Raw genomic sequence first — 26,478 nt, forward strand, 5'->3', positions numbered from 1 at the left:
GCGGCCGGCGCCGCGGGCGCGGCCTGGGCCGCCGGGGCGGCGGGGGCCGGCTGCGGAGCGGCCTGCGCCGGCCGCGCCTGCGCGGCGGCCGGTGGGGCGGCGGCGGGGGCCGGGGTATCGGCGCCCGTGGCGCCCTGTGGCGGCTGGGCCGCCGGGGCGCCCGGCTTGTAGTCGGCGAAGAAGTCCCACCAGGCTCGGTCGACCGAGTTCGGGTCCTGGAGGTACTGCTGGTAGATCTCGTCGACGAGCCACTCATTGGGCCCGAAGACATCGGCCGGACTCTTGCCCGGCCCGTTCTCTTCGGTCGAGATGCTCGAGGTGTTGGGGGACTGTGGCGACACGGCGGCAACCGCCCTCTTCCGCTTCCTAAGGTGGTGGACAGCGGGAATAAAGGCTACGCCTCTTGGGACCTTGCTTGCAGGCCACACGGGCCAGTCGTCGCGCAAGTCACATTGTTGGGTGGGTTTCGGGGCATGACTTGGCGGGAAACACACGGAGTTTCGCTGTCCTTGAGGTCCCCAAGGCTCTCCGAGGGTTCGGCCGACAGCGCCCACAACCCTCGAATGTGTGCTTCCACCGTCGACCCTACGTCAACCCGCCTGCCGAGGCGTCCCCGGAAGAGTGACCCGGATGCGGCACCCACGGGGGGATTCGGCCACACCGATCCGGCCACCGTGCAGATCGACCGCCCAGCGCGCGATCGCCAGCCCCAGCCCCGTACCGCCGTCCGTGCCCGGCCCCTGCTGACCCGAGCCGCCGCGGTTGAACCGCTCGAAGACCCGGTGCCGCTCGGACTCCGGGATGCCGGGCCCCTCGTCGATGACTTCCAGCGCCAGCGCCTCGTCGTCCTCGCCGCGCCGGGCCCGGACCGTGACCCGGCCGCGCTGCGGACTGTGCTTGACCGCGTTGTCGACCAGGTTGGCCACCACCTGGTGCAGCCGCTCCACGTCCGCGTACGCGGTCAGCTCCGGCGGGTATACGTCCAGGTGGAGATGGACGTCCTTGCGGGTGTGCGGCGCGGAACCGCTGCCGCTGGCCATGCTGGCCTCCTTCAGGACGCCCGCCAGGTACGGCCAGACCTCGAACCGCCGCGAGCGCAGCGGCACGACGCCGTTGTCCAGCCGGGACAGGTCCAGCAACTGCTCCACGAGCCGGCCCAGCCGCTGCGTCTGGCGCAGCGCGATCCGCATCGTCTCCGGGTCCGCCTCCGAGACGCCGTCGACGACGTTCTCCAGCACCGCGCGCAGCCCCGCGATCGGGGTCCGCAGCTCGTGCGAGACGTTGGCGACCAGCTCCTTGCGGTGGGTGTCCACGGCCTCCAGATCGGCGGCCATGTGGTTGAACGCGGTCGCCAGGTCGCCGAACTCGTCGCGCCGGTCGGCCCGGACCCGCCGGGTGTAGTCGCCGTGCGCCATGGCCCCGGTGATCTCGGTCATCTCGTCCAGCGGCGCGGTCAGCCCCTGCGCCACGAACTGGGTGATCAGGAGCGAGGCGATGATCGAGAAGATGGTGATGATGCGCAGCTCGGTCGCGGAGTGGATCGCGACGAACACCAGCAGGGTGGTGATGATCACCGACCCGATGACGAGGGCGCCGAGCGCCGCCTTGACCGACCGGTACGGGTCCAGGGGGCGCAGCGCCTCCCACACCCGGCCCCAGGCCCCGGCGCGCTCCTCGCGCTCGGTGCCGGTCACCGCGCGCCGCCGCCGCCGGCGCGGCTCGCCTCGGGCCCGTACGGGCCGGGACCGTACGTCTCGCGGCCGTACGCCTCGCGCCCGTATGCGCCGGGACCCGGCGCCGTCTCGCGCCTGCGTGCCCGATGTCCGTACGCCTCGCGCCCGTACGCGCCGGGGCCCGGGCGTCGCGGGTGGGTGCCGCGGCCCGTGGCGTCGCCGCGTATGCGGCCCGTCATGCGGCCGGGGTCTCCAGCGCGTAGCCCACGCCGTGGACCGTGCGGATGCGCTCGGCCCCGATCTTCCGGCGCAGCGCCTTGATGTGGCTGTCCACGGTCCGGGTCCCGGAGGCGTCGGCCCAGTCCCACACCTCGGCCAGCAACTGCTCTCGGGAGAGGACCGCGCGCGGCGTGTTGGCGAGGCAGACCAGCAGGTCGAACTCGGTGGGCGTCAGATGCACGTCGCTGCCGCGCACCCGCACCCGGCGCTGCGCGTGGTCGATCTCCAGCTCGCCCAGGCGCAGGATGCCGGTGCGCGGCGTGTGCGCGGCCTGCGCCGCCCGCTCCACCCGGCGCAGCAGCACGTGCACCCGCGCCGCCAGCTCCCGCATCGAGAACGGCTTGGTCATGTAGTCGTCCGCGCCGACGCCGAGCCCGACCAGCATGTCGGTCTCGTCGTCGCGGGCGGTCAGCATCAGGACCGGCACCGGCCGCTGCGCCTGCACCCGGCGGCAGACCTCCAGGCCGTCGAAGCCGGGCAGCATGATGTCCAGCACGAGGGCGTCGGGCTGCCACGCCTGGGCCGTCTCCACGGCGGCGGGCCCGTCGCCCGCGGTCTGTACCTGGAACCCCTCGGCGCGCAGCCGTGCCGCGATGGCGTCGACCAGCGTCTGGTCGTCCTCGACGACCAGCACCCTGCGCTGTGCGCCCGGAGTGGCCGCGGCGCCGCCCGGGCTGATGTGTGTCTGCTCCATGCGCCCCGCCCTTAGCGTCTTTCCGTGCCCGGTCGTGCTTGGTCACGCCTGGCTCGTGCGTGCCTGGTCGCTTCTACGAAAAGCAGAGTACGGGCAGGTGGCAAGGGACGGCTACGCGCCCCGAACGGCCAGGTGGACCACGTCCGGTACGCCTCGGGCAACTGCGATCTCTTCCGTCCGTACGCCCGTGAACCCGGCATTTTGGAGCGCCGCGTCGAAGGCCGGGGAGGGCTGCGCGGACCAGACGGCGAGCACCCCGCCGGGGCTCAGCCGGGCGCGGCAGGCGGCGAGCCCGGCGGGGGAGTAGAGGCCCCCGTTGCCGTCGGTGACGGTCCAGTCGGGGCCGTTGTCGATGTCCAGGCAGAGCGCGTCGTAGGTGTGCGGAGCGTCACTCAGGTACGCGACGAGATCGGTGCGCAGGATCTCGGTCCGGGGGTCGGCGAGCGCGTCGGCCGAGAGCGCGGCGAGCGGCCCGGCCCGGTGCCAGTCGATGACGGCCGCCTCGCGCTCGACGACCGAGATCCGGCCCCAGCGCGGCTCGGCGGCGGCCCGCGCGAGGGAGAAGCCGACGCCGAGGCCGCCGATCAGCAGGGCGGGCGCCGGGCGCTCCGGCGGCAGCGCGGCGAGCGCCGCGTCGATCAGCAGCCGCTCGGAGCGGCCGTCGGAGGTGTCCATCAGGAAGCAGCCGTTGGCGATGATCTCGTAGATGTCGCCGCCTGCCCTGCCGGCCGGCGTGCCGGGGGGCGCCGGGCGCCGCCGGAGCACCACCTCGCCGTACGGCCCCTCGCGGCGCTCCAGGGTGACGGGGGCGTCGATGGCGGCGTCGTACTGCGGCGACATGGTGCGGGACCTCCGGATGACTCGGCGGTGATCGGGTCGGGTGGACGGAGCGGGCCGGTAGGGCCGGGCAGGGGCGCGAAGGGGAAACGTGTGGAGTCGGGACGCCTCGTACCGATTTTAGGTTGCCTGCTGTGACGCGAGTCACGGGCGGGGGTTGATTGCCGGGCCCGGCCCGCACCCTAATCTTCTGGAAGCGGCCGAGGGGTATGGCCGCCTGGAGGGGAACCAGAAGGAGGGGCCCGACCGCCGTGACCTTGGTGAACGCTGCCGACGTACCGGTTGTCACCCAGTCGGAGACCGCGCGCCCCACCGCGCCGGGATGGCTGGGGCGGGCCGTGGCGGCGCGCCCCTGGCGGCTGCTGCCGACCCCGCTCGGCACCCCGTTCACCTTCGGCTACGCCCTTCTCCTGATGGCCACCGCCGCGTACGCCGACTACGGCGACCAGGAGACCGTGGGCAGGCTGCTCCGTGACTCCAGCACCGATGTCGCGCACCTCTCGGACCGGCCGCTGCTCGTCCTCGTGGCGAGCGCGCTGTGGGTCGCGGGCGGGCTCCAGTCGGCGTACGGGCTCGCGTTCCTCTTCATCCTCACGGCGCTCGAACGGCGCGTCGGCGGCCTGCGCACCGCGGGCGTCTTCCTCCTCGGCCACGTTGTCGCCACCCTCGCCACCGAACTGCCGGTGGCCTGGGGCGTGGCCATGGGCGAGCTGCCGACGGCCTCCCTGCACCGCCTCGACTACGGCATCAGCTTCGGGCTGATGGCGTGTACGGGCGCGCTCGCCGGGCTGCTGCCGCCCTGGGCGCGCTGGACGCTGCTGGGGTCGGCCGGGCTGCTGTGCGCCCGGGACCTGCTGGAATACCTCGACCCGCTGGCCGCCTGGGGCCATCCGCTGGCCGGACTGGTCGGCGTCGCCTGCTGGCCGCTCGTACGGCGGCGGGTACGGGCGCGGGCGCTGGAACGGGCGATGACGCGGCTGTGAGCGGCCGCTGAGGGGTACGGGCGCGGGCTGCGAGAATGGGGGTCCGCCCCGCCGGGCGGCATCCGCCACGCACCAGGAGTCCACGCACGTTGTCCGACGCCGACCGCGCCCAACCGTCCCCCGGCACCACCGACGTCGAAGCCGGAGCCGCTGTCGCGGCCGAAGCCGCCGCCGTCGACGCCGGAGCCGCCGCCGCCGACGACGCGCTCGGCCTGCGCGCCGACTGTTCGAGCTGCTTCGGGCTGTGCTGCGTCGCGCTGCCCTTCGCGGCCTCGGCGGACTTCGCGATCGACAAGGACGCCGGCAAGCCCTGCCGCAATCTGCGGACGGACTTCCGCTGCGGCATCCACGCCGACCTGCGGCAGCGCGGCTTCTCGGGCTGCACCGTCTTCGACTGCTTCGGCGCGGGCCAGAAGGTCTCGCAGGTCACCTTCGGCGGCCGGGACTGGCGGCAGGCGCCGGAGACGGCGCGCCGGATGTTCGACGTGTTCCCCGTGATGCGGCAGCTCCACGAACTCCTGTGGTACCTCGCCGAGGCGCTGACGCTGCCCGCCGCCCGCCCCGTCCACGGCGAGCTGCGCGCCGCCCTGCGCCGGACCGAACGGCTCACCGAGGCGGGCGCCGAGGAGCTGGCGGAGCTGGACGTGGCGGCGCACCGGGGCGAGGTCAACGAACTGCTGCTGCGCACGAGCGAGCTGGTACGGGCCGGGGTGGCGGGGCGCAAGAAGCAGCACCGGGGCGCCGACCTCATCGGCGCCCGGCTGCGCGGCGCGAACCTGCGCGGGGCCAACCTGCGCGGCGCGTACCTCATCGCCGCCGATCTGAAGGGCGCGGACCTGCGCTCCGCCGACCTGATCGGCGCCGACCTCCGCGACGCGAACCTCGCCGGCGCGGACCTCACCGGCAGCATCTTCCTCACCCAGGCCCAGCTCAACGCGGCCAAGGGCGACGCCGCCACCAAGCTGCCCAAGGCGCTGACCCGGCCGGGCCACTGGGGCTGACCCGTACGCCCGCGGTGCCGCCCGGGCGCGGGGGTGCGAGCGCGGCGGCCGGTGTGTCAGCATCAGTCCATGCTGACATCAGTCGAGGCTGATCTGCTCCAGGTCCTGTCCTCCCCGCTCAGACTCCGGATCGTGTCGCTGCTCGCCCGCGAGACGCTGTGCACCACGCATCTGGTCGAGGAGACCGGCGCCCGGCAGACCAACCTCTCCAACCACCTCAAGGTGCTGCGCGAGGCCGGGGTCGTGGACACCGAGCCGTGCGGCAACTACACGTACTACCGGCTGCGGCCGCAGGTCATCGAGGCGCTGGCCGGCTCGTTCACGGAGCTGGCCGCCGCCGCCCGCGAGACCGCCGCCGCCGACCGCAGGAGGCCGTGCCTGTGAGCCGCGCCGACCCCGCGCCGACCGCCAAAGGCCGTACGGACTCTCAAGGCCGTACGGACGCCCGTACGGATGGCGCGCCCGCCGACTCCGCCGTCGCCGCGCGGCTCTCCACGCTCGACCGGTTCCTCGCGGTCTGGATCCTGCTGGCCATGGGGCTCGGGCTGGGGCTGGGCCGGCTGGTGCCCGGCCTGAACGACGCCCTCGCGGCGGTCGAGATCGGCGGGGTCTCGCTGCCGATCGCCGTCGGCCTGCTGATCATGATGTACCCGGTCCTCGCGAAGGTCCGCTACGACCGGCTCGACGCGGTCACCGGCGACAAGCGGCTGATGGTCTCCTCACTGGTCGTCAACTGGCTGCTCGGGCCCGCCGTGATGTTCGCGCTGGCCTGGATCTTCCTGCCGGACCTGCCCGAGTACCGCACCGGCCTGATCGTCGTCGGCCTCGCCCGCTGCATCGCGATGGTCATCATCTGGAACGACCTGGCCTGCGGCGACCGCGAGGCCGCCGCCGTGCTCGTCGCCCTGAACTCCGTCTTCCAGGTCGTCGCCTTCGGCCTGCTCGGCTGGTTCTACCTCGATCTGCTGCCGGGCTGGCTCGGCCTCGGCGACGGCCACCGCCTCGACATCTCCATGGGCAAGATCGCCCTGAACGTCGTCGTCTTCCTCGGCGTCCCGCTGGTCGCCGGCTTCCTCACCCGCCGCCTGGGGGAGCGGAAGCTGGGCCGGGAGCGGTACGAGGCGAGGGTGCTGCCGAGGATCGGGCCGTGGGCGCTGTACGGGCTGCTGTTCACCATCGTCGTCCTCTTCGCCCTCCAGGGCCGGACGATCACCTCGCAGCCGCTGGACGTCGCCCGCATCGCGCTGCCGCTGCTCGCCTACTTCGCGCTCATGTGGTTCGGCTCGTTCGCCCTCGGCAAGGGGCTCGGCCTCCCGTACGACCGCACGGCGACCCTCGCGTTCACCGCGGCGGGCAACAACTTCGAACTCGCCATCGCGGTCGCCATCGCCACCTTCGGCGTCACCTCCGGGCAGGCCCTCTCCGGCGTCGTCGGCCCGCTCATCGAGGTGCCGGTGCTGATCGGGCTGGTCTACGTATCCCTGGCCTGGCGGCGGAAGTTCGGAGCCGGAGCGGCCTGATCCGGCCGCCCGTACGGCCCGCCGCGCGCCCCCGGCGGGAGCGCCCGGGGCGTTCGCCGGACCGCCGCCGGGCGTATGCCGGAGCGATGCCCGGCCGATGCCGGTGGTATCCCGCGACGACGGGTTGCCGGATGCGGCCGGGCTCCGTAACGATGCCCTATGAGCCTGACGACCGAAGGCCGCGCCCCGGGTCCGGTGCGTTTCTATCTCGCCTGCGACCGCGGGGGCTGCACGGAACGGGTCACCTTCGACCTGGTGATCTCCGAACCACCACCGGACGAGGAGCTGGATCTCACCAACTTCCTGCTCCATGAGGCCAAGCAGGCGGTCCCGTACATCGCCGAGCTGGGCTGGATCTTCCTTCAGGGCGGCGAGGGCTACTGGTGCCCGGCCTGTTCGACACCGTCCCGCGGACCGGCGGCCGGGGCCTCCTGAGCGGGGGCGTACGGGCGCGGGCGCTCGGAGGATCGGTGCCACAGGGGAGCGGGCCGCCCGGATGACGGGCGGCCCGCCCGCTTGCCAGGGCCCTCGCCCTCTTTGTAAGGGCCCCGCCCGCTCCGTACCGCCGCGGTATTCGGTCGTGCCCGCCGCCGCTCTCCGGCAGGCTGTGGCCATGAACTTCCGACCGGATGACGCCCTGAGCCCGCCCTGGCTGGGCGCCCCCATCGACGCCCGCCCGCTCTTCGCGCCGGAGCACGCCGCGCTCATGGCCACCCTGCGCGGCCTGACCCCCGACGACTGGCGGGCGGAGGCCGTGCCCGGCTGGACCGTACGCGATCTCGCCGCGCACCTCCTGGGCGACTTCTACGGGCGACTCTCCCGCGACCGCGACGGCCACCAGGAGGGGCCCGGCTTCGCCGCGGGCGAGACGCTGGAGGCGTTCATCCACCGCGTCAACCAGGAATGGGTGGACGCCCTGTCCCGAGTGAGCCCGGCCGCGCTCACCGACACGCTGGAGCTGATCGGCGGGCAGGCGGTCCGGTTCTTCGAGGCCGCCGACCCCGGCGCGCCGTCGCTGGGGGTGTCCTGGGCCGGCGTCGACCCGGCGCCCATGTGGCTGGACAGCGCCCGCGACCTCACCGAGTTCTGGACGCACCGCCAGCAGCTCCGGCACGCCGTGGGCCAGGGCACCGACCCCGAACCGCGGTTCCTCTCCGTGGTCCTGGACACCTTCATGCGGGCGCTGCCGCACACGCTGCGCGGGACCGAGGCGCCGGCCGGGACGCGGGTGCGGGTGAGCGTGGCCGGCCCGGCGGGCGGTAGCTGGACGGCGACCGCCGCCGACGGCGGCGCGTGGTCCCTGGCCCCCTCGGACGGGCCCCGACAGCCCGCCGCCACCCTCCACTTGGACGCGGAGACCGCCTGGCGGCTGTGCACCCGCGGCATCCAGCCCGCCGACGCGCTGGCCCACGCCCGTATCGACGGCGACCGCGAACTGGCCGGGGCCGCCTGCCGGATCGTGTCCGTCATCCACTGACGGCGGCCCCGCCGTCCGGGGAAGGCGTCAGAGGCTGATGACGACCTTCCCCATGCCCGCCCCCTTCTCGAAGTAGGCGAACGCGTCCGGCGCGGCGGCGAACGGGAAGACGCGGTCGATGACCGGCCGCAGCCGGTGCCGGCCGATGACCTGGTTCATCCGCTCCAGGTCGCTCCGGCTGCCGACGGTGATGGTCCGCAGCGCCGCGCCGCGCCGGAAGAACCGCGTCAGATCCAGGCCGCCGCCCGACGCGAGGTTGCCGACGAGGGAGATCCGCCCGCCGTCGGCGAGGGCGTCGAGCGACTGGGAGACCGTCCCGGCGCCGCCGATCTCCACGATCAGATCGGCGCCGCGGCCGTCGGCCAGTTCCCGTACCGCGGCGCCCCACTCGGGCGTACGGACGTAGTCGACGACCTCGGACGCGCCGAGGGCCCGCAGGCGCTCGGCCTTCTCGGGGCTGGACGAGGTGGCCAGTACGCGCGCTCCGGCCAGGCGGGCGAATTGGAGCGCGAAGACGGAGACGCCGCCGGAGCCCTGGACGAGCACCGTGTCGCCGGGGCCGACGCCGTCGACGGCCGACCACGCCGTGAGCGCGGCGCACGGGAGCGTGGCGGCCTCCTCGAAGGAGAGGTGGTCCGGCACGGCGGCCACGCTCCGCTCGTGGACGGCGATGTACTCGGTGAGCCAGCCGTCGCGCTGCACCCCGTACAGGTCGCCCCAGCCGGTGAACGGCCCGTGGATCCAGTCCGGATGGAAGCCGCTCAGGACGCGGTCGCCGACCCGGAACCGCGTGACGCCGTCCCCGACCGCCGCCACGACGCCCGCGCCGTCGGAGAGCGGGACGCGCCCCGGCGGCACCGGGGCCGTGTACGTGCCGCTGACGATGAGCCGGTCGCGTGCGTTGAGCGCGGCGGCCTTCACCCGTACGAGCAGGTGGCCGGCGGCCGGGACCGGCACCGGCCGCTCCACGGGGACGACCGGGGCGTCGGCGCCGCCGCTCACCTGGTACGTGCGCATGAACCGCTCTTCGCTGGTAGCTGTAGCTCTCACGCCTTCACGCTAGGACCGCGCGGCTGGATGGAAAGTATCATTCGGTCCAGGATTTGGTGCCGATCGTCCAGAGGGAGGAGGCGGCTTGGACCCGATCGACGACCTCCTCGCCACGATGAGGATCGAGGACGCCCGGTACACGCGGGTGACGGCCCGCGCCCCGTGGGGCATCTCCTTCCCGCCCCGCCACCTCGCCCGGCTGGTGCTGATTTCCACCGGCTCCTGCTGGCTGACCTCGGACGTCCTCGACGGGCCGCGGCGGCTGGGGGCCGATGACTGCTTTCTGGTGCGGGCGGGCGTCGGCTTCACGCTCCAGGACGAGCGCGGCCGGCCGGTCGTCGACTGCGAGGAGGCGTTCGTACGGGGCCCCGGCGGCACGGCGCGGGCCGGCGGCGACGGCGCGCCGACCGAGATCGTCTCCAGCCGCTTCGCCTTCGACGCGGTGGCGGCCGAGCCGCTGTTCACCCTTCTGCCCCCGCTGTTCCGGCTGCACCTGGACGACACGGCCGGCCACCTGCTGCGCGCCACCTTCGACCTCATCGCGGCCGAGGGCGCGACCGGCCGGATCGGCGCGGGCTTCGTCATGAGCCGCCTGTCCGACGTGCTGTTCGTCCAGGCGCTGCGGGCCTGCTGCGCGGAGTTCGGCGGCGGCGCGGTCGGCTGGCTCGCCGCCCTCCGCGACCCCCGCCTCGCCCCGGCCCTGCGCGCGCTGCACGAGGATCTGGCCCGCCCCTGGACCGTCGACGCCCTCGCGCGCGAGGCGGGCATGTCCCGCTCCGCCTTCGCCGCCCTCTTCAAGGAGAAGGCGGGCGACACCCCCCTCGGCTACCTCACCGCCTGGCGCATGTACCGCGTGAAGACCCTTCTGCGGGAGTCCCCGCTCAGCGTCCAGGAGATCGCCGTCCGTGTCGGCTACGACACCGGGAGCGCCCTGAGCCGCGCCTTCCTCCGCCGCGAGGGCCTGTCCCCGGGCGCCTGGCGCCAGTCGCGGGGGCGGCCCGCGGCGCCCGGCGGGGCCTGACGCCGCCTGTTGCCTACGCCCGCCGCCTACGCCCGCCGCCCGCGTCCCCGGCCGTGTCCGTGCAGGTCGGCGCGGTGAAGTCGGGCACTGTCGTGGGTCGTTGATCGTTTGATCTGCCGACAGCGGTTCTCCCAGTAGAAGGATCAGGGCACATGAGTGACACGCATCCCCCGGGTACCCGCGCCGGTGACGACGTCGACGAGGCGGCCGGGGTCCGGTTCGCCGATCCGTACCGGTGGCTGGAGGCGGAGTCCGAGGAGGTCGACGCCTGGCAGGACGCGCAGGGCGCGGCCGCCGCGGCCTACGTGCGCGACTGGCCGCACTTCGACCGGCTGCGCGAACTGGTGGCGCACTACGACTCGGAGCGGGTGGCGTCCGTGCCGCTGGCCGGGGGCGGCCGCTGGTTCCGCGTCGAGCCGGACGCCGGGTCCGCGCGGCCCTGCGCGGTGGTGGCCGACGAGCCCTACGGCCCGGGCCGGGTCCTGTTCGACCCCGCGGCCCAGGGCTCCGAGAAGCCGCCGTTCCTGTCGTGGATCTCCCCGTCGCCCGACGGCACCGTCCTCGCGGTCGGGGTGTGCGCCGACGGCAGCGAGCGCAACACCATACGGCTGGTGGACGTGGCAAGCGGCGAACCGCTGCCGGACGCGCCCGCCCAGCCGCTCAAGGACAGTTGGACCGGCGGGGCGAAGTGGCTGCCGGACTCCTCCGGGTTCTTCTTCACCGCGACCGACGACGACCCGGTCAGCGCGGCGCACCAGATCTGGCTCCACCTGCGGCGGTCCGCGCCGACGACGGTGGCGGTCGACGCGCCGTGGCTGCCGGGCGGGGACTACCGTGCCGTGGTCGCCTCGGGGGACGGCCGCCGTCTGGTGGCCGTGCAGGGGCTGTTCGACCCGGTCCCGGTGGCCGTGGCGGATCTGGACGACCCGGCGGCCCCGAAGTGGCGGCCCTTCGTCACCGACGCCTCGCTGAACCTCCCGGGGTTCCTGGTCGGCGACGAGTGGATCGCGGTCACCGACGAGGGCGCGCCGCGCGGCCGCGTGGTGGCCATCGGCCTCGACGCCGCGGACCCGAACGACGGCCGTGCGTGGCGCACGGTCGTGGCGGAGTCCGAGGCGGCCCTGCGGACGGTGCGCCCGGTGGGCGACGCGCTGTACGTGCACGCGTTCGTCGACACCTACTCCGAACTGCGCGTCGTCGACCGCGACGGGACGCCCCGGGGGAACGTCCCGCTGCCGGGGCGGGGCGCGGTGGGCGACCTGCCGTTCGCGCTGATGAACATCCTCGGGCCCGTGGCCGACGACCAACTGGTCTTCGCCTTCTCGACGTTGACCCGCTCCTGGGGCGTCTACCGGCACCGGCCGGACGCCCCGCGGCTGGAGACGGTCCGCGAGCCCGCGGTCGGGCTGGAGGACTGCGTCGTCGAGGACGGCTGGGCCACCTCCGAGGACGGCACCCGCGTCCCGTACCACCTGGTGCGGCGCCGGGACGTGCTGCTGAACCGGCCGCGCCCGGCCCTGATGGTGGGGTACGGCGGGTTCGGCGCGCCCTGGCTGCCGCAGTTCCCCGGCCCGATGGCGGCCTTCGTGGCCTCCGGCGGGGTGCTGGTCCACACGCACCTGCGGGGCGGGTCGGAGTTCGGCCGGGGCTGGTGGGACGGTGGTCGGCTCCGCAACAAGCAGAACGGGTTCGCCGACCTCTACGCGATCGCCGAGGACCTGGTGGCCACCGGGGTCACCAGCCCGAACCTGCTCGCGGTGTCCGGGGCGTCGGGCGGCGGGCTGCTGTCCGGCGTCGCCGCGACGCAGCGGCCGCACCTGTGGCGGGCCGTGGTGCCGCAGGTGCCGATCCTCGACCTCGTCGGCGCCTGCCGCGACGGCTACGGGCGGTACGTGGTCGACACGGAGTACGCGCGGGTGGACGACCCGGACGAGGTCCGGCGCCTCGCCGGGTTCTCGCCCTACCACCTGGTGCGCGACGGCGTGGACTACCCGGCGACGTTCATCGTGGCCGGTGACACCGACCCGCGGTGCCCGCCGTGGCACGCCCGGAAGTTCGCGGCCAGGCTCCAGGCCGCCACGAGCGGCGACGCTCCGGTGCTCCTCCACATCTGGCGCGATTCCGGGCACGGCTGGGCCACCGACAAGGAGGTCCTGCTCACCCAGGAGACCGAGTGGCTGGCCTTCCTGGCCAAGACCCTGGGCATGACGCCGCCCCGATGACCCGCGGGCGCCCGGCCGGGAGCGGCCGGGCGCCGAGCGGTCGGCAGCGGAAGAGCGGTCTCTTCGGACCGGTCCGCCCCGGCCCCGTCACGCGACGGGAAAGTCGAAATAGGTGTCCGGGTACGGCTCGTCCTTCAGCGTGTAATGCCACCATTCGCAGTCGTACGCGCTGAACCCGCAGCCCTCCATGATGGAGCGGAGGCGGCGCCGGTTCTCCGCCTCGGACGCGGTGATCCCCTGCGCCCCGTGATGCGATATGGGGTCCATCAGATCGTGGTCACCGCCCATGGCGGCGAGTTCCCCGGTGTCGAGGCGGTAGAGCGTCAAGTCGACGGTGCTGCCCCGGCTGTGGCCGGACCGCGCGGCGACATATCCCCTCTCGAACATCTCGGCCCTGTCGATGTGCGGATAGTGCCGCTGCTTCGTACGGCCGTCCTCCGGCTGCCGCGCCCAGCGCAGGAAACAGTCCACGGCGCGTTGAGGGCGGTAGCCGTCCCACAGAAGCAGGCCGAAACCGTGGGAGCGGGCCTTTTCCCGAGCCCGCTCCAGGGCCGCGCACAGCGCCTTGGTGCCGACGATGCGATTGGCCAGATAGCCGTCCACGGGTTTTCCGGTGAAGTTGTCCCAGGTGGCGTACTTGGCGTCCCAGCGTATTCCGGGCGCGTATTCGTCGAGGAAGGCGAAGGAGTCGTTCATCGGGCCCTCCCCGCCAGCGCCAGCGCCACCAGCCGGTCGATCACGTCGGTCAGCGTCAGCCCCGCGGCCGCCATCATCCTCGGGTAACGGCTGTAGGAGGTCAGGCCGGGGAAGGTGTTGACCTCGTTGAGGACGAGACTTCCGTCCTCCTTGAGGAACAGGTCCACCCGCGCCAGGCCGTCGCACCCCAGGGCGCGGTAGACGGCCTTCGCCGTCGCCTGGACGAGCGAGCGCGCCTCTGCCGGGATGTCGGCGGGCACGATGAACGTCGAATTCTCGGACCCGTGCTCCGGGTCCTGCTCCTGATGGATATGGAAAAAGCCGTGCGAGAGCGCGACGCGGTCCACCTCGCCCGCGATCAGCTCCCCTTCGTTCCCCAGAAGGGCGCATCCGACTTCGCTGCCGACGACGGCCTCTTCGATGAGCACCTTCGCGTCGTACTGCCGCGCGGCCTCCACGGCCGGCAGCAGTTCTTCTTTGCCGGACACCTTGCTGACCCCGAAGGACGACCCCGAACGGGCCGGTTTCGTGAAGACGGGATACGTCAACCGCTCGGGGTCCGCCTTCTCGTCCGCCGCGACGGTCCAGAAGTCCGGAGTGGCGATTCCCGCGTCCCTGACGATGCGGTAGGCGAGGGTCTTGTCCATGCAAATGGCGGAACTCTGCACGTCGCAGCCCGCGTAGGGAATCCCGGCGATTTCCAGCAAGCCCTGCACCGCGCCGTCCTCGCCCAACTTGCCGTGCAGCACGGGCAGTACGACGTCCAGACCTATGGTGCTGTAACGCCCCTCTTCCAGGACCAGCAGCCCTCGTACGCTCCGGTCCGGCGACAGTACGGCCGTACGGCAGTCGCCGCTCTCCCAGTCCGGGCCGGGGCTGTCGCACAGCTTCCACTCGCCGCTCCTCGTGATCCCGATATAGAGCGGCTCGTACTTGTCGAGGTCGATGCTCTTCGCGACCTCGTGCGCCGATTTGACGGAGACGGGGTGCTCCTCGGAGCAGCCGCCGAAGAGGATGCCGACCTTCACCTTACGCATGCTCATTCCCGCTTTCGAATTCCAGGCAGTTGATGAGGGAGTTCTCGACCGTGTCCCTCAGGGCGTGGTCCGTGTAGTAGGCGGTGTGCGGGCTCACGATCACGTTCGGCAGCTCTTGCAGCCGCAGCAGCGCCTTGCTGTCGATGGGCCTGTCCCGGCAGTCGGCGTAGAAGATCCCTTCCTCGCCTTCGAGGACGTCCAGCGCCGCGCCGCCCAGCCGGCCGCTTTCCAGCGCGGACATCAGAGCCTCGGTGTCGACGAGGGCTCCGCGTCCCGTATTGATGACGAACGCGCCGTATTTCATCCGCTCGACGCGGCGGCGGTTCAGGAGGTGGTGCGTACCGGCGGTGAGCGGCGTATGGAGCGTGACGATGTCGCTCTGCCGCAGCAGCCGGTCCAGCGGTACGTGCTCGGCGCCGCGCTCGGTAACGCTCGCGGCCCCTTTTCCGGCACCGCCCGTGACGCGGCCATCGGCGCGACCGTCATGGGCCAGAATCCGGCATCCGAAACCCCGCAGCCGGTCCATGACCGCCGTGCCGATGCGGCCCGTTCCCACGACTCCGACGGTCAGGTCGCGCAGTTCTCTCCCGCGAAATTCGCTCAGCCGGTAATCGTGGACGTCCGCGCGGCGGATGACGGATTTCGCGTGCCGTATGGCCATCAGCATCAGCATCACGGTGTAGTCGGCCACGCTGTCCGGGGAATAGGCGACGTTTCCCACGGAGATACCGACGCGCGCCGCGTACTCCACGTCGATGTGGTCGCGGCCGACGCTCCTCGTGGAGATATAGGCCACGCCGGCCCGGCTCAGCGCGAGGAGCGTGGCAGGCGTGATGTCGGTCTTGTGGCTGACGCTGACGCAGCGGTTTCCGGCCGCCAGCGCGGCGTTGGCTTCCGTCGCCGGCGCCGCGGTGATGGTGGGGGACACGCCGACGCGTGGCGCCATTGCCCGGAAGAGCGCGGCCTCGTCCTTCTCGCACCCGTACACCGTGATTCCCGTGGTCGCGGCGGCGGTGGGGCGCGAGGACGCCAGCGATGGGGTGCGGCGGGCGACCGCTGGTGCTGATTCGCTGTAGGTCATGCCTTGGAGTCAAGGCGAAATGGCGTTGCCGGAACGTATGCGGATTTTGATACGCGGACAATATATTACCGCTCGGTAGCATATTGCCCGTATATGGAAAAGCGCATACGCGCCGGCAACACGGCGCTTCCTTGACTTGGAGGCGTGACCTACAGCGAACCAGCATCTGCGCCCTCGCCCCTCCGCCCCCGCGGCGTCACTGCCGCTGACCGGCCGCCGCGCGACGCGGGCGCCGTCCCGCTCAGCCTCGGGGAGATCGCCGCGGTCGTCGGCGGAACCGTCGCTGGGGGCGACAGCGCCGTGACGGTGACCGCGCCGGCCGTGCTCGACGGCCGGCGGGCCGAACCGGGCGGCCTCTTCGTCGCCCTGGCCGGCGACCGTGCCGACGGCCACGACTACGCCGGCCAGGCCGGGCGGGCCGGGGCGGTGGCCGTGCTCGGCTCCCGGCCGACGCCGCTGCCCACCGTCGTCGTCGAGGACGTGCGGGCGGCGCTGCAAGCGCTGGCCGCGCACGCCGTCGCCCGGCTGCGGGACCGGCTGACCGTCGTCGGGCTGACCGGCTCCCAGGGCAAGACCAGCACCAAGGACCTGCTGACGGCCGTACTCGCGGACGCCGCGCCGACGACCGCCACCATCGGCTCGCTCAACAACGAACTCGGCGTGCCGCTCACCATGCTCCGCGCCGAGCGGGGCACCCGGTACCTCGTCCTGGAGATGGGCGCCCGCCGCATCGGCGACATCGCCGCGCTCACCGGCCTGGTCGCGCCCGACATCGGCGTCGTCCTCAACGTCGGCCAGGCCCACCTCGGCGAGTTCGGCTCGCGCGGGGCCATCGCCAGGACCAAGGGGGAGATGGTGGCGGGGCTGGCGCCCGGCGGGACCGCCGTCCTGAACGCCGACGACCCCCGCGTGACCGCGATGCGCGCGCTCACCGACGGGCCCGTGGTGACCTTCGGGCGGGCCCGGCACGCCGACGTACGCGTACGCGACCTGGCGCTCGACCGGTTCGGGCGGCCGTCCTTCACGCTGCGGACCGCCGACGCCTCGGCGCACGTCGCGCTGCCGCTCATCGGCGCCCACCAGGCGCTCAACGCGTCGGCCGCCGCAGCGGCGGGGCTGGCGGCCGGGGTGCCCCTGGAGGCGGCCGCGGCGGCGCTGGGCACGGCCTCGCTGTCGAGGTGGCGCATGGAGCCGCACCGCCTCGCCGGGGGCGCGACGCTGCTCGACGACTCCTACAACGCCAACCCCGACTCCGCCCGCGCCGCCCTGGACGCGCTGGCGGCGATCGAGGGCGAACGCCGCATCGCCGTCCTCGGCGAAATGCTCGAACTGGGGGAGCGGAGCGCGGCCGAGCACCGCGCGCTCGGCGCGTACGCCGCAGCCCGGGCCGACCTGGTGGTCACGGTCGGCCCGGGCGGCCGCCCGATCGCCGACGGCGCGGGCGTACGAGCGGTGCCGCTGGCCGACAACGCCGCCGCCGCCGACTGGCTGCGCCCCCGCCTCGCCCCCGGCGACGTGATCCTCGTCAAGGCCTCCCGCGGCGCCCGCCTCGACGAGGTCGCCGCCGCCCTCACGTAGCCCGCCGGCCCGCGCCGGACAGCCGCGCACGCCCGCCCCTTGCCCCGGTGCGGGCTCACGACCCCCCGCGCCGCCGAAGGCCCTCGCGGCGCCTCATGTAGAGGTCGAAGGCCCGGTAGGCCAGCGGGCGCAGGGGCAGGTCCCATTCGCCGACGTACCGCACCGCCTGGCCGCCGGCGCCGGCCTTGAACTGGACCAGTCCGACGTGCGGGTCGTCCGCGTCGAGGGTGGGGGTGATGCCGCGCAGGTCGAACACGTCGCAGCCGGCCGCCAGGGAGTCGCGGATCATGGCCCACTGGCAGGCGTTGGAGCCGCGCACCTCGCGCTTGTCGGTGGCGGACGCGCCGTACGCGTACACGGCGTGGGCGCCGACGCGGATCAGGACGGTGGCGGCGGCCAGGCCGCCCCGGTGGCGGGCCAGGTAGAGCCGGACGCGCTCGGGGTCCTCGGCGCTCAGCGCGGCGAACATGGTCTCGAAGTAGTGCAGCGGCCGTGGCGTGAAGCGGTCGCGCTCGGCGGTGTGGACGTACAGCTCGTGAAAGGCCCGCAGGTCCGCGCGGTCCTCGCCGAACGCGACCGCCACGCCCGCCTTGGCGGCCTTCTTGATGTTGCGGCGCCAGAGCTGGTTCATGGCGCCGAGCAGGTCGTCCTCGGTCTTTCCGGCCAGCGGGATCTCGTACTTGAACTGCGGGTGCCCGGCGCCGAAGCCGTCCCGCGGGCTCTGCGGCAGCCAGCCGGCGGCTTCGAGGTACCTGGTCACGTGGGCGCCCACCGGATCGGTCCAGTGGCCGGAGAGATCGGTGAGCCGCGCGCTGCCCGGGTCGGCGATGCCCTCCTTGACCTGGGCGGCGCTCCAGGTGTGCGTACGCACCGGCGGGCCGAGCCGGAGCGCGAACGCGCCGTGGCGCTTGAGGTGGGCCGCCAGCGGATCGAGCCAGCGGCCGAGCTCGCCGGTCCAGTCGATGACCGGGCCCTCGGCCAGGTAGGCCAGCGTGCGGCGGTCGAGCCGGGGCACCGGGCGGTGCAGGACGAGCCCGGCCCCGACCAGCCGCGGGCCGTCGTACCAGCCGAGGGATTCGCAGCGCCACTCGGTCTTGACGCGGCCCCACGCCGGGGTCTGGAGGAAGCTGACGGACCGCTGCCGCCGTACGAACGCCAGGTGCTCGGCGGCGCTGATGGACGCGACCGTCAGGCCCGCGCCCGCGCCCGGGAACGCCGGAGCCTCGGCGGCTGTTCGGAGTGGTTCGCTGTAGGACATGCGGCCAGCCAAGGCAGCGGGGTGTTGCCGGCGCGTATGCGCTTTTCCATACGCTGACGATATGTCCGGACTCGTAGCCTTGGTGCCATGCGTGTGCTGATCGTCGAGGACGAGCCCTATCTGGCCGAGGCCATCCACGACGGCCTGCGCCTGGCCGCGATCGCCTCCGACATCGCGGGGGACGGCGGTACGGCCCTGGAGCTGCTGAGCGTCAACACCTACGACATCGCCGTCCTCGACCGGGACATCCCCGGCCCGTCCGGCGACGAGGTCGCGCGGCACATCGTCGCCTCCGGCAGCGGCATGCCGATCCTCATGCTCACCGCGGCCGACCGCCTCGACGACAAGGCCACCGGGTTCGAGCTCGGCGCCGACGACTACCTCACCAAACCCTTCGAGCTGCGCGAACTCGTCCTGCGGCTCAGGGCGCTCGACCGCAGGCGCGCCCACAGCCGGCCGCCCGTCCGCGAGATCGCCGGCCTGCGCCTCGACCCGTTCCGCCGCGAGGTCTACCGCGACGGCCGCTACGTCGCGCTGACCCGGAAGCAGTTCGCCCTGCTCGAAGTGCTCGTCGCCGCCGACGGGGGCGTCGTCAGCGCCGAAGAGCTGCTGGAACGGGCGTGGGACGAGAACGCCGACCCGTTCACCAACGCCGTGCGCATCACCGTCTCGGCCCTGCGCAAGCGGCTGGGCGAACCCTGGATCATCGCCACCGTGCCCGGCGTCGGCTACCACATCCAGGAAGCGCCGCAGGGCGAGGGAAGCGCGGGACGCGACCGTGGGTAGGCGGCCCGGCCTGAGCGTCCGCGTCAAACTCACCCTCAGCTACGCCGGGTTCCTCATGCTGGCGGGCGTCCTGCTGCTCGGCGCCATCGGCGCGTTCCTCCTCCAGCAGGGGTGGCTGCAGACCAACGAGGAGGGGGCCTGGCGGCGGACCCCGGGCACCGACTTCGTCGTCGGCTTCGCCCCGACCGCGGCGGCCGTACTGCTCTTCCTCCTGGTATTCGGCCTCCTCGGGGGCTGGGTCCTCGCCGGCCGTATGCTCGCCCCGCTCAACCGCATCACCGACGCCACCCGCATGGCCACGGACGGATCGCTCTCCCACCGCATCCGGCTGCCGGGCCGCAGGGACGAGTTCCGCGAGCTCGCCGACGCCTTCGACACGATGCTCGCACGGCTCGAAGCCCACGTCGCCGAGCAGCGGAGGTTCGCCGCCAACGCCTCCCACGAACTGCGCACCCCGCTCGCGATCTCGCAGTCGCTCCTCGACGTGGCCCGCGACGACCCGACCCGGGAGCCCGGCAGACTCGTCGAGCGCCTGCGCGCCGTCAACACGCGCGCCATCGACCTCACCGAGGCGCTGCTCGTGCTCAGCCGCGCCGACCAGCGGTCCTTCACCCGGGAGGACGTCGACCTGTCCCTCCTCGCGGAAGAGGCCACCGAGACGCTGCTCCCGCTCGCCGAGAAGCGCGGCGTCACCATCGAGACGTCCGGCGACATCGCCCTGGCCCACGGGTCGCAGGCGCTCCTGCTGCAACTGACCACGAACCTCGTGCAGAACGCGATCGTCCACAACCTGCCCGAGCGCGGCCTCGTACGGGTGAGCACCGGCGTCCGCCCCGACCGGGCGGTGCTCACCGTCGAGAACACCGGCGAGGCCATCTCCCCCGAGCTGGCCTCGACCCTCACCGAACCCTTCCAGCGCGGCACCAAACGCGTCCACACCGACCAGGCGGGCGTCGGCCTCGGCCTGACCATCATCAAGACCATCACCCACGCCCACGACGGAACGCTCACCCTCACCCCGCGCCCCGCCGGCGGCCTCCGCGTCACCGTGGAACTGCCGCGCGCCCAGGGCGACCGCGCCCGCTGACGAGGGCGCGCCGCGCGCCGCGCCCGGCGACCGCGCCCGCTGACGAGGGCGCGCCGCGCGCCGCGCGTCCGGCCGCCGTACGGTTCCGGGGCGGGCCGTCGCGCGGGATACTGCCACCCAACCGGAGTCTCACCCCGGCCGGTCGTGGTGGGAGGTGCGAAGGGGGCGCGCGATGGCGCGGTGGGAGCGGGACGAACGCCTCGCGCGAGCGTTCCTGGAACTGGCCGACACCCTGACGGAGGGCTTCTACCTGGTCGACTTCCTGCATGTGCTGTCCGACCACATGCTCGCGCTCCTGGACGTGACCGCTGTCGGGGTCGTCATGATCGACGCCCAGGGGCGGCTCGTGGGCGTGACCGCGACCACCCACGCCGCGCAGCAACTGGAAGAGGCCCAGATCGAGTTCGGCGAGGGCCCGTGCCAGGACAGTCGCCGACTGCGGGAGCGGGTCGGCCCCGTCGACCTCACCGAGGACGCGGCCGCCGAACGCTGGCCGCGCTTCACCGAAGCGGCCCGCGCGGCCGGATTCGTCACGGTGGCCGCGCTCCCGCTGCGCCTGCGCGAGGAGGTCATCGGCGCGGTCGACGTCTTCCACGCCCGCCCCGGGGCCCTGCGTCCGGAGAGCCTGCGCCTGGGGCAGGCGCTGACCGATGCCGCGACCATCGGCATCCTGCACCAGCGCCTCTCCCAGGACCAGGCCGAGCGGGTCGGTCAGCTACAGACCGCGCTGAACAGCCGGATCATCATCGAACAGGCCAAAGGCGCCCTCGGGGCCCGTCTGGACATCGCCCCCGACGCGGCCTTCGAGCGCCTGCGCGCCTACGCCCGCGCCCGCGGCACGTCCCTGACCCTGCTGTGCCGACGCGTCGTCGAGGGCCGGGTGCCCGCCGACGAGTTCGTCCCCCCTTGACGGTCCGCAGCACCGGTGACGCTCTCCGCATCCACCGTCCCGCGGCCCACGCCACCGGCGTCCCACCGCACACAGCCAAGGAGTACCCGCGGTGCCCGCAGACGCCCCCGACATTCCCGCACTCCTGGCCGCCGCCACCCGCGCCGGCCACGGTCTGAGCGCGCTCTCGCCCGCCTCCTGCGCGCTCGCGCTCGGCTTCGACGGCCTCACCCTGGGTCTGCTCAACGCCTCCGGCCTCGAACTGGTCTGGTACGACCCCGCGGACACCGCCGGGACCGCCTTCGAAGACCTCCAGTACACCCTCGGCGAGGGGCCCACCCTGGACGCGGCCCGCACCGGTGAACCCGTCCTCGTGGCCGACCTGCGCGACGTGCCCGAGAGCCGCTGGCCCGTCCTGCTGTCGGCCACCCGCCACAAGGCCCCCCGCACCGTCAAAGCCGTCCCCCTGAACCTGGGCGCCGTCCATCTCGGCACCCTGACCGGATACCGCAGCACTCCCGGGCCGCTCACCCGCTCCCAGATGGCCCACCTCCTCGCGCTCGCCGAAGGCGCCACCGCGATCCTCACCACCCCCCAGGGCATCCGCGACATGGGCAGCGACGAGCCGCTGGCCCTGCACCGGGCCATCGTCCACCAGGCCGCCGGCGCCCTCACCGTCCGCCTGGGCCTCTCCGTCGACCAGGCCCTCATCCGCCTGCGCGCCTACGCCTTCACCCACAACCGCCCGCTCCAGGACGTCGCCCACGCCGTCGTCCACCACCACGCCGACCTGGACGCCCCGCTCCCCTGACAGCGGCCGCGAGGCCGCCTTCGTGCCGCGGCGGACGCCGCACGGTCGAGCCGTGCCGCTCGCTGCCTCCCTTTGATCGCTCACAGCGAACAGCCGCTGGGGAACATCAGGAGCCTCATATGCATTGAGTCCACATAGCTCAACTTGCCTGCCGGAGGGAAGATCATGGCTTCGACGTCCACACCGCTCACTCTGCCCGTACTGCCCCTCGACGACGAGGTCGTGCTGCCCGGCATGGTGGTGCCGCTGGATCTCTCGGACAACGACGTACGGGCCGCCGTGGAGGCCGCCCAGGCCGCCGCGCGGTCCAGCGGCGGGAAGCCGCGGGTGCTGCTGGTGCCGCGGGTCGACGGGACGTACGCCGCCGTCGGCACGCTCGGCACCGTGGAGCAGGTCGGCCGGCTCTCCGACGGGGACCCCGGCGCGCTGATCCGCGGCGTGCACCGGGTGCGGATCGGGGCCGGGACGACCGGGCCCGGGGCCGCGCTCTGGGTGGAGGGGGTCCAGATCGAGGAGAGCTCGCCCGACGGGCCCGTGCCCGGGGCCGTCGCCGAGCTGATGAAGGAGTACAAGGCCCTCGCCACCAGTTGGCTCCGCAAGCGCGGCGCCTGGCAGGTCGTGGACCGGGTGCAGCAGATCGACGATGTCTCTCAGCTCGCGGACAACTCCGGATATTCCCCGTTCCTGACCGTTCAGCAGCGCGTCGAGCTGCTGGAGACCGCCGACCCGGTGGCCCGGCTGCGGCTCGCCGTCTCCTGGCTCAGCGACCACCTCGCCGAGCAGGACGTCGCCGAGTCCATCGCCAAGGACGTCCAGGAGGGCGTCGACAAGCAGCAGCGCGAGTTCCTGCTCCGCCGCCAGCTCGAAGCGGTCCGTAAGGAACTGTCCGAGCTCAATGGCGATCCCGAAGACGAGGGTGACGACTACCGGGCCCGCGTCGAGGCCGCCGACCTGCCCGAGGACGTGCGCAAGGCCGCCCTCAAGGAGGCCGACAAGCTGGAGCGGTCCTCCGACCAGAGCCCCGAGGGGTCCTGGATCCGGACCTGGCTGGACACCGTCCTGGAGCTGCCCTGGAACGAGCGCACCGAGGACGCGTACGACATCACCGGCGCGAAGGCCGTCCTGGACGCCGACCACGCCGGGCTGGAGGACGTCAAGGAGCGGATCACCGAGTACCTCGCGGTCCGCAAGCGCCGCGCCGACCGGGGCCTCGGGCTCGTCGGCGGGCGGCGCGGCGGCGCGGTGCTCGCGCTCGTCGGCCCGCCGGGCGTCGGTAAGACCAGCCTCGGCGAGAGTGTCGCCCGCGCCATGGGGCGCAAGTTCGTGCGCGTCGCCCTCGGCGGCGTCCGCGACGAGGCCGAGATCCGCGGCCACCGCCGTACGTACGTGGGCGCGCTGCCCGGCCGGATCGTACGGGCCGTCAAGGAGGCCGGGTCCATGAACCCCGTCATCCTCCTCGACGAGATCGACAAGGTCGGCTCCGACTTCCGGGGCGACCCCGCCGCCGCCCTCCTCGAAGTCCTCGACCCGGCGCAGAACCACACCTTCCGCGACCACTACCTGGAGGTCGAACTCGACCTCTCCGACGTCGTCTTCCTCGCCACCGCCAACGTCCTCGAAGCCATCCCGGAGGCCCTGCTCGACCGCATGGAGCTGGTCCGCCTCGACGGCTACACCGAGGACGAGAAGGTCACCATCGCCCGCGACCACCTGCTGGGACGGCAGTTGGAGCGCGCGGGCCTCGGCGACGACGAGGTGGTGCTGGAGGAGGCGGCGCTGCGCAAGCTCGCCGGCGAGTACACCCGCGAGGCGGGCGTACGGAACCTGGAGCGCTCCATCGCGCGGCTGCTGCGCAAGGTCGCGGCCCAGCACGAACTCGGCGAGCGGGAACTGCCGTTCACCGTCGGCGAGGGGGACCTGCGCGGCCTGATCGGCCGGCCGCACCACACCCCCGAGTCCGCCCAGGACCCGGCCGAGCGGCGCACCGCCGTGCCCGGCGTGGTCACCGGCCTCGCCGTGACCGGCGCGGGCGGCGATGTCCTGTACGTCGAGGCGTCGCTCGCCGACGCCGAGTCCGGCGCCGCGGGGCTGACGCTGACCGGGCAGCTCGGCGACGTCATGAAGGAGTCCGCGCAGATCGCGCTCTCCTTCCTGCGCTCGCACGGCGCCGAACTGGAGCTGCCCGTCGGCGACCTGAAGGAGCGCGGCGTCCACCTGCACGTGCCGGCGGGGGCGGTGCCGAAGGACGGGCCGAGCGCGGGCGTCACCATGACCACCGCGCTGGCCTCGCTGCTCTCCGGCCGCCAGGTCCGCCCGGACGTGGCCATGACCGGCGAGGTGTCGCTGACCGGCCGGGTCCTGCCCATCGGCGGCGTCAAGCAGAAGCTGCTCGCCGCGCACCGGGCCGGCATCACCACGGTGGTCATCCCCAAGCGCAATGAGCCGGACCTCGACGACGTGCCCGCCGAGATCCTCGACCGGCTCGACGTGCACCCGGTCTCGGACGTCCGCCAGGTCCTGGAGCTCGCGCTCCAGCCCGCCGCGGCCGCCGTGCCGGGCGTGGAGGCCCCGGTCGCGGCGTGACGGACGCGCCCGGGCCGCCTCCCGGCGGAACCGGCCCCTCCACCCAGGTCGCCCAGGCGACTCGGGGGAGGGGCCGGTTCCGTATGGGTGCGGCGGTTCTCCGCCAGGGACTGCCCGGCCCTCGCGCGTACGGCCCGCCCGGCCCTTGCCCGTACGGTACGGGCCGTACGCGCCGCCGCCCGCCCGCGGACCGTGTCAGTGAGCCGGCGTCAGCTCCCGCTGCCCCTCCTGCACCTCCTGGTTTTCCTGACCCTCGCGCCCCTGCTCGCGCTCCTGCTCCGCCTCAGCCAGGCGCCGCAGCTCCTTCTTGTCCGGCTTCCCGGCGTCCGTCAGCGGCAGCGTGGCCATGAAGGAGATGCGCGCCGGTTCGTACATCGCGCCGCGCTGCTCGCGCACCATGTCCCGCAGTTCCCGCTCGGCGGCGGCCCCGTCGAATCCGGCGGCCCCCTCGGTTTCGCTACCCGGCGCCGGTACCACCACGGCGTGTACGCGCTCCATGCGGTCGGCGTCCCGGACGCCGAAGACGGCGCTCTGCAGGACGCGGGGGTGCGAGTTGAGCAGATCCTCCAGCTCGGTCGTGTACACGTGGCCGCCGACCACGACGATCATGTCCTTGAGCCGGTCGACGATGGTCAGGTACCCGTCGGCGTCGAGGAATCCGATGTCGCCGGTGTGCAGCCAGCCGTCCCGCAGCACCTCCGCCGTCAGCTCGGGCTGCTTCCAGTAGCCCGCCATGATGTGGGCGGAGCGGACGCAGACCTCGCCGTGTTCGCCGTGCGGCAGGTCGCGGCCCGACTCGTCGCGGATGGCGACCTCGACATCGGGCAGGACCCTCCCGGCGGAGCGCAGCCGGTCCGGGCGGTCGGGGTCGTGGTCCTCGGCGGTGAGCACGCTGATGCCGCCGGCCTCGTTCTGGCCGTAGCCCTGGACCAGCACCGGGCCGAACCGCCGGATGGCGTCGGCGATCCGGGCGGGGGAGGACTGGCAGCCGCCGTAGACGAGGTTGCGCAGGCTGGAGGTGTCGGTGTGCGCGGCGTCCGGGTGGTCCATCATCCGGTAGAGCAGCGGCGGCAGCGTGAACATCTGCGTGATCCGCTCGCGCTCGATGGTCGCGAGTACGGCCGCGGGGTCGAAGTCGTCGTGCAGCACCACGGTGCCGCCGCCGGTCAGGGTGGCGTCGGCCATCATGCCCGCGGCGTGCGCGAGGGTGGTGCACACCAACTGCCGGTGGGCGCTCTCCAGGTCCAGCGTCGAGTGGCGGAACCAGCGGCCCTGCCCGTAGGTGGTGCAGATGCCCTTGGGGTGGCCGGTGGTGCCGCCGGTGTGGCGGATGACGGCGACATCCTCGGGGCGCGCCTGGCTGGGGAAGGGGTCGGCGGGCTGGTCGGCCGCCAGCTCCAGCAGGTCGGCGCCCGGTGCCGCCGCGCCCGCCGGCGTCGCCGGCTCCGTCGCCACCGGGCCGAGTGTCAGCACCGCTTCCACCGGGGCCTGGGCGACGACGGCCGCCGCCCGCTCGGCGAGGCGCGGGTCGACTATCAGGGCGCGGGTCTCGACGTCGCGCACGATGGCGGCCTGGGACTCGGCGGAGAGCTTGTTGTAGAGGTGGTTGACGCGGCAGCCGAGCAGGCCGGCGGCGTAGCGGGCGGCCACGGTCTCCGGGAGGTTGCCGCTGAGCAGCGTCACGGTCTGGCCGCGGGTCACGCCCAGGGCCGCCAGCGCTCGCGCCATGCGGTGCACGAGGCCGGTCAACTCCCCGGCGCTGATGCGCCGTTCGTCGTGGACGAGGGCCTCGCGCTCGGGCGCGTCGGTCAGTGCTTCAAGGATGTCCTCCACGTAGCTGCGGAATGTGGGGGCGGTGTTGGACATTGAGTGTTCCTCCTGTGGCCGGGGCGCGCGTGAGCGCGGTCCGGCGGTG

General features: G+C 73.4%; 25 protein-coding genes. 14 read left to right on the forward strand and 11 right to left on the reverse strand.

Translation table 11 applies throughout. The features are described 5' to 3' along the window. From IF55_RS26755 to IF55_RS26775, 5 genes are all read right to left on the reverse strand, one after another. A partial coding sequence (locus IF55_RS26755) for a 2-oxoglutarate dehydrogenase E1 subunit family protein (RefSeq protein WP_048832510.1) occupies nucleotides 1-341 on the reverse strand: 341 nt, incomplete at its 3' end. 249 nt (nucleotides 342-590) lie between these two features. Continuing rightward, entirely contained in the window at nucleotides 591-1,694 is a 1,104-nt protein-coding gene (locus tag IF55_RS26760; RefSeq protein WP_048832511.1) for a sensor histidine kinase, read from the reverse strand. Then, a complete protein-coding gene (locus IF55_RS26765; RefSeq protein ID WP_030878829.1) occupies nucleotides 1,691-1,912 on the reverse strand; it encodes a hypothetical protein in 222 nt (73 codons plus the stop codon). Before IF55_RS26765 ends, IF55_RS26760 begins: the two co-directional genes overlap by 4 nt. Beyond that, the gene (locus IF55_RS26770) at nucleotides 1,909-2,646 is read right to left on the reverse strand and encodes a response regulator transcription factor (protein WP_030878831.1); all 738 of its coding nucleotides are present in this window, start codon (nucleotides 2,644-2,646) and stop codon (nucleotides 1,909-1,911) included. The genes IF55_RS26765 and IF55_RS26770 overlap by 4 nt, the downstream gene beginning before the upstream one ends. A 111-nt stretch (nucleotides 2,647-2,757) precedes the next feature. Continuing rightward, nucleotides 2,758-3,486 (reverse strand): polyamine aminopropyltransferase, encoded by a 729-nt coding sequence (locus IF55_RS26775; RefSeq protein ID WP_030878833.1) that lies wholly within the window; start codon nucleotides 3,484-3,486, stop codon nucleotides 2,758-2,760. Between the two features lie 248 nt (nucleotides 3,487-3,734). Between IF55_RS26775 and IF55_RS26780 the strand changes: the two genes are divergently transcribed. The 6 genes from IF55_RS26780 to IF55_RS26805 all read left to right on the forward strand — a co-directional run bounded on the left by IF55_RS26780 (nucleotide 3,735) and on the right by IF55_RS26805 (nucleotide 8,464). Then, nucleotides 3,735-4,466, forward strand: a complete 732-nt coding sequence (locus IF55_RS26780; protein WP_342668344.1) for a rhomboid-like protein — start codon at nucleotides 3,735-3,737, stop codon at nucleotides 4,464-4,466. An 89-nt stretch (nucleotides 4,467-4,555) separates the two neighbouring features. Further along, nucleotides 4,556-5,467: a pentapeptide repeat-containing protein gene (locus IF55_RS26785; protein WP_398243105.1), complete on the forward strand. Its 912-nt coding sequence runs from the start codon at nucleotides 4,556-4,558 to the stop codon at nucleotides 5,465-5,467. A 69-nt stretch (nucleotides 5,468-5,536) separates the two neighbouring features. Beyond that, a complete protein-coding gene (locus tag IF55_RS26790; RefSeq protein ID WP_030878838.1) occupies nucleotides 5,537-5,851 on the forward strand; it encodes an ArsR/SmtB family transcription factor in 315 nt (104 codons plus the stop codon). After that, complete coding sequence (gene arsB / locus IF55_RS26795) at nucleotides 5,848-6,987, forward strand: ACR3 family arsenite efflux transporter (protein WP_030878840.1); 1,140 nt, start codon at nucleotides 5,848-5,850, stop codon at nucleotides 6,985-6,987. The genes IF55_RS26790 and arsB overlap by 4 nt, the downstream gene beginning before the upstream one ends. Nucleotides 6,988-7,146: 159 nt before the next feature. Next, nucleotides 7,147-7,422 carry a hypothetical protein gene (locus IF55_RS26800; protein WP_030878843.1) on the forward strand — a complete coding sequence of 92 codons (276 nt, stop codon included), beginning with the start codon at nucleotides 7,147-7,149 and terminating at the stop codon, nucleotides 7,420-7,422. A 178-nt stretch (nucleotides 7,423-7,600) separates the two neighbouring features. Then, nucleotides 7,601-8,464 carry a maleylpyruvate isomerase family mycothiol-dependent enzyme gene (locus tag IF55_RS26805; protein ID WP_030878846.1) on the forward strand — a complete coding sequence of 288 codons (864 nt, stop codon included), beginning with the start codon at nucleotides 7,601-7,603 and terminating at the stop codon, nucleotides 8,462-8,464. A 27-nt stretch (nucleotides 8,465-8,491) separates the two neighbouring features. Here the strand turns inward: IF55_RS26805 and IF55_RS26810 are convergent, their stop codons facing one another. Beyond that, nucleotides 8,492-9,514 (reverse strand): zinc-dependent alcohol dehydrogenase family protein, encoded by a 1,023-nt coding sequence (locus tag IF55_RS26810; RefSeq protein ID WP_245661435.1) that lies wholly within the window; start codon nucleotides 9,512-9,514, stop codon nucleotides 8,492-8,494. Nucleotides 9,515-9,599: 85 nt separating this feature from the next. On the opposite strand from IF55_RS26810, the gene IF55_RS26815 reads away from it, so the two are divergent. Together IF55_RS26815 and IF55_RS26820 are read left to right on the forward strand one after the other, a co-directional pair. Then, complete coding sequence (locus IF55_RS26815; protein WP_030878851.1) at nucleotides 9,600-10,535, forward strand: AraC family transcriptional regulator; 936 nt, start codon at nucleotides 9,600-9,602, stop codon at nucleotides 10,533-10,535. 152 nt (nucleotides 10,536-10,687) lie between these two features. Then, nucleotides 10,688-12,757, forward strand: coding sequence for a prolyl oligopeptidase family serine peptidase (locus IF55_RS26820; protein ID WP_030878853.1), 2,070 nt, complete (start codon nucleotides 10,688-10,690; stop codon nucleotides 12,755-12,757). A gap of 87 nt (nucleotides 12,758-12,844) precedes the next feature. On the opposite strand, the gene vanX is transcribed toward IF55_RS26820, so the two are convergent. The 3 genes from vanX to IF55_RS26835 are packed head-to-tail and all read right to left on the reverse strand — an operon-like array spanning nucleotide 12,845 to nucleotide 15,436. Then, nucleotides 12,845-13,453 (reverse strand): D-Ala-D-Ala dipeptidase VanX, encoded by a 609-nt coding sequence (gene vanX, locus IF55_RS26825; RefSeq protein ID WP_030878855.1) that lies wholly within the window; start codon nucleotides 13,451-13,453, stop codon nucleotides 12,845-12,847. Then, nucleotides 13,450-14,490: a D-alanine--(R)-lactate ligase gene (gene vanA / locus IF55_RS26830; RefSeq protein ID WP_030878858.1), complete on the reverse strand. Its 1,041-nt coding sequence runs from the start codon at nucleotides 14,488-14,490 to the stop codon at nucleotides 13,450-13,452. Before vanA ends, vanX begins: the two co-directional genes overlap by 4 nt. After that, entirely contained in the window at nucleotides 14,483-15,436 is a 954-nt protein-coding gene (locus IF55_RS26835) for an NAD(P)-dependent oxidoreductase (RefSeq protein WP_211270044.1), read from the reverse strand. The genes vanA and IF55_RS26835 overlap by 8 nt, the downstream gene beginning before the upstream one ends. A 390-nt stretch (nucleotides 15,437-15,826) precedes the next feature. On the opposite strand from IF55_RS26835, the gene IF55_RS26840 reads away from it, so the two are divergent. Beyond that, the gene (locus tag IF55_RS26840; RefSeq protein ID WP_030878862.1) at nucleotides 15,827-17,149 is read left to right on the forward strand and encodes a UDP-N-acetylmuramoyl-tripeptide--D-alanyl-D-alanine ligase; all 1,323 of its coding nucleotides are present in this window, start codon (nucleotides 15,827-15,829) and stop codon (nucleotides 17,147-17,149) included. 55 nt (nucleotides 17,150-17,204) lie between these two features. On the opposite strand, the gene IF55_RS26845 is transcribed toward IF55_RS26840, so the two are convergent. After that, a complete protein-coding gene (locus IF55_RS26845; protein WP_030878864.1) occupies nucleotides 17,205-18,407 on the reverse strand; it encodes a lipid II:glycine glycyltransferase FemX in 1,203 nt (400 codons plus the stop codon). A gap of 87 nt (nucleotides 18,408-18,494) precedes the next feature. Between IF55_RS26845 and IF55_RS26850 the strand changes: the two genes are divergently transcribed. The 5 genes from IF55_RS26850 (at nucleotide 18,495) to lon (ending at nucleotide 24,563) form a co-directional block, all read left to right on the forward strand. After that, complete coding sequence (locus IF55_RS26850) at nucleotides 18,495-19,193, forward strand: response regulator transcription factor (RefSeq protein ID WP_030878866.1); 699 nt, start codon at nucleotides 18,495-18,497, stop codon at nucleotides 19,191-19,193. Then, a complete protein-coding gene (locus IF55_RS26855) occupies nucleotides 19,186-20,280 on the forward strand; it encodes a sensor histidine kinase (RefSeq protein WP_030878867.1) in 1,095 nt (364 codons plus the stop codon). Before IF55_RS26850 ends, IF55_RS26855 begins: the two co-directional genes overlap by 8 nt. A 172-nt stretch (nucleotides 20,281-20,452) precedes the next feature. Next, nucleotides 20,453-21,190 carry a GAF and ANTAR domain-containing protein gene (locus tag IF55_RS26860; protein WP_030878869.1) on the forward strand — a complete coding sequence of 246 codons (738 nt, stop codon included), beginning with the start codon at nucleotides 20,453-20,455 and terminating at the stop codon, nucleotides 21,188-21,190. A gap of 91 nt (nucleotides 21,191-21,281) precedes the next feature. Then, nucleotides 21,282-21,980: a GAF and ANTAR domain-containing protein gene (locus tag IF55_RS26865; RefSeq protein ID WP_048832513.1), complete on the forward strand. Its 699-nt coding sequence runs from the start codon at nucleotides 21,282-21,284 to the stop codon at nucleotides 21,978-21,980. 165 nt (nucleotides 21,981-22,145) lie between these two features. Beyond that, entirely contained in the window at nucleotides 22,146-24,563 is a 2,418-nt protein-coding gene (gene lon / locus IF55_RS26870; protein ID WP_030878873.1) for an endopeptidase La, read from the forward strand. A 195-nt stretch (nucleotides 24,564-24,758) separates the two neighbouring features. On the opposite strand, the gene IF55_RS26875 is transcribed toward lon, so the two are convergent. Beyond that, nucleotides 24,759-26,429 (reverse strand): AMP-binding protein, encoded by a 1,671-nt coding sequence (locus tag IF55_RS26875; protein WP_078645268.1) that lies wholly within the window; start codon nucleotides 26,427-26,429, stop codon nucleotides 24,759-24,761. Nucleotides 26,430-26,478 lie beyond the last annotated feature (49 nt).

The sequence above is a fragment of the Streptomyces varsoviensis genome (assembly GCF_000718635.1).
Classification (GTDB): domain Bacteria; phylum Actinomycetota; class Actinomycetes; order Streptomycetales; family Streptomycetaceae; genus Streptomyces; species Streptomyces varsoviensis.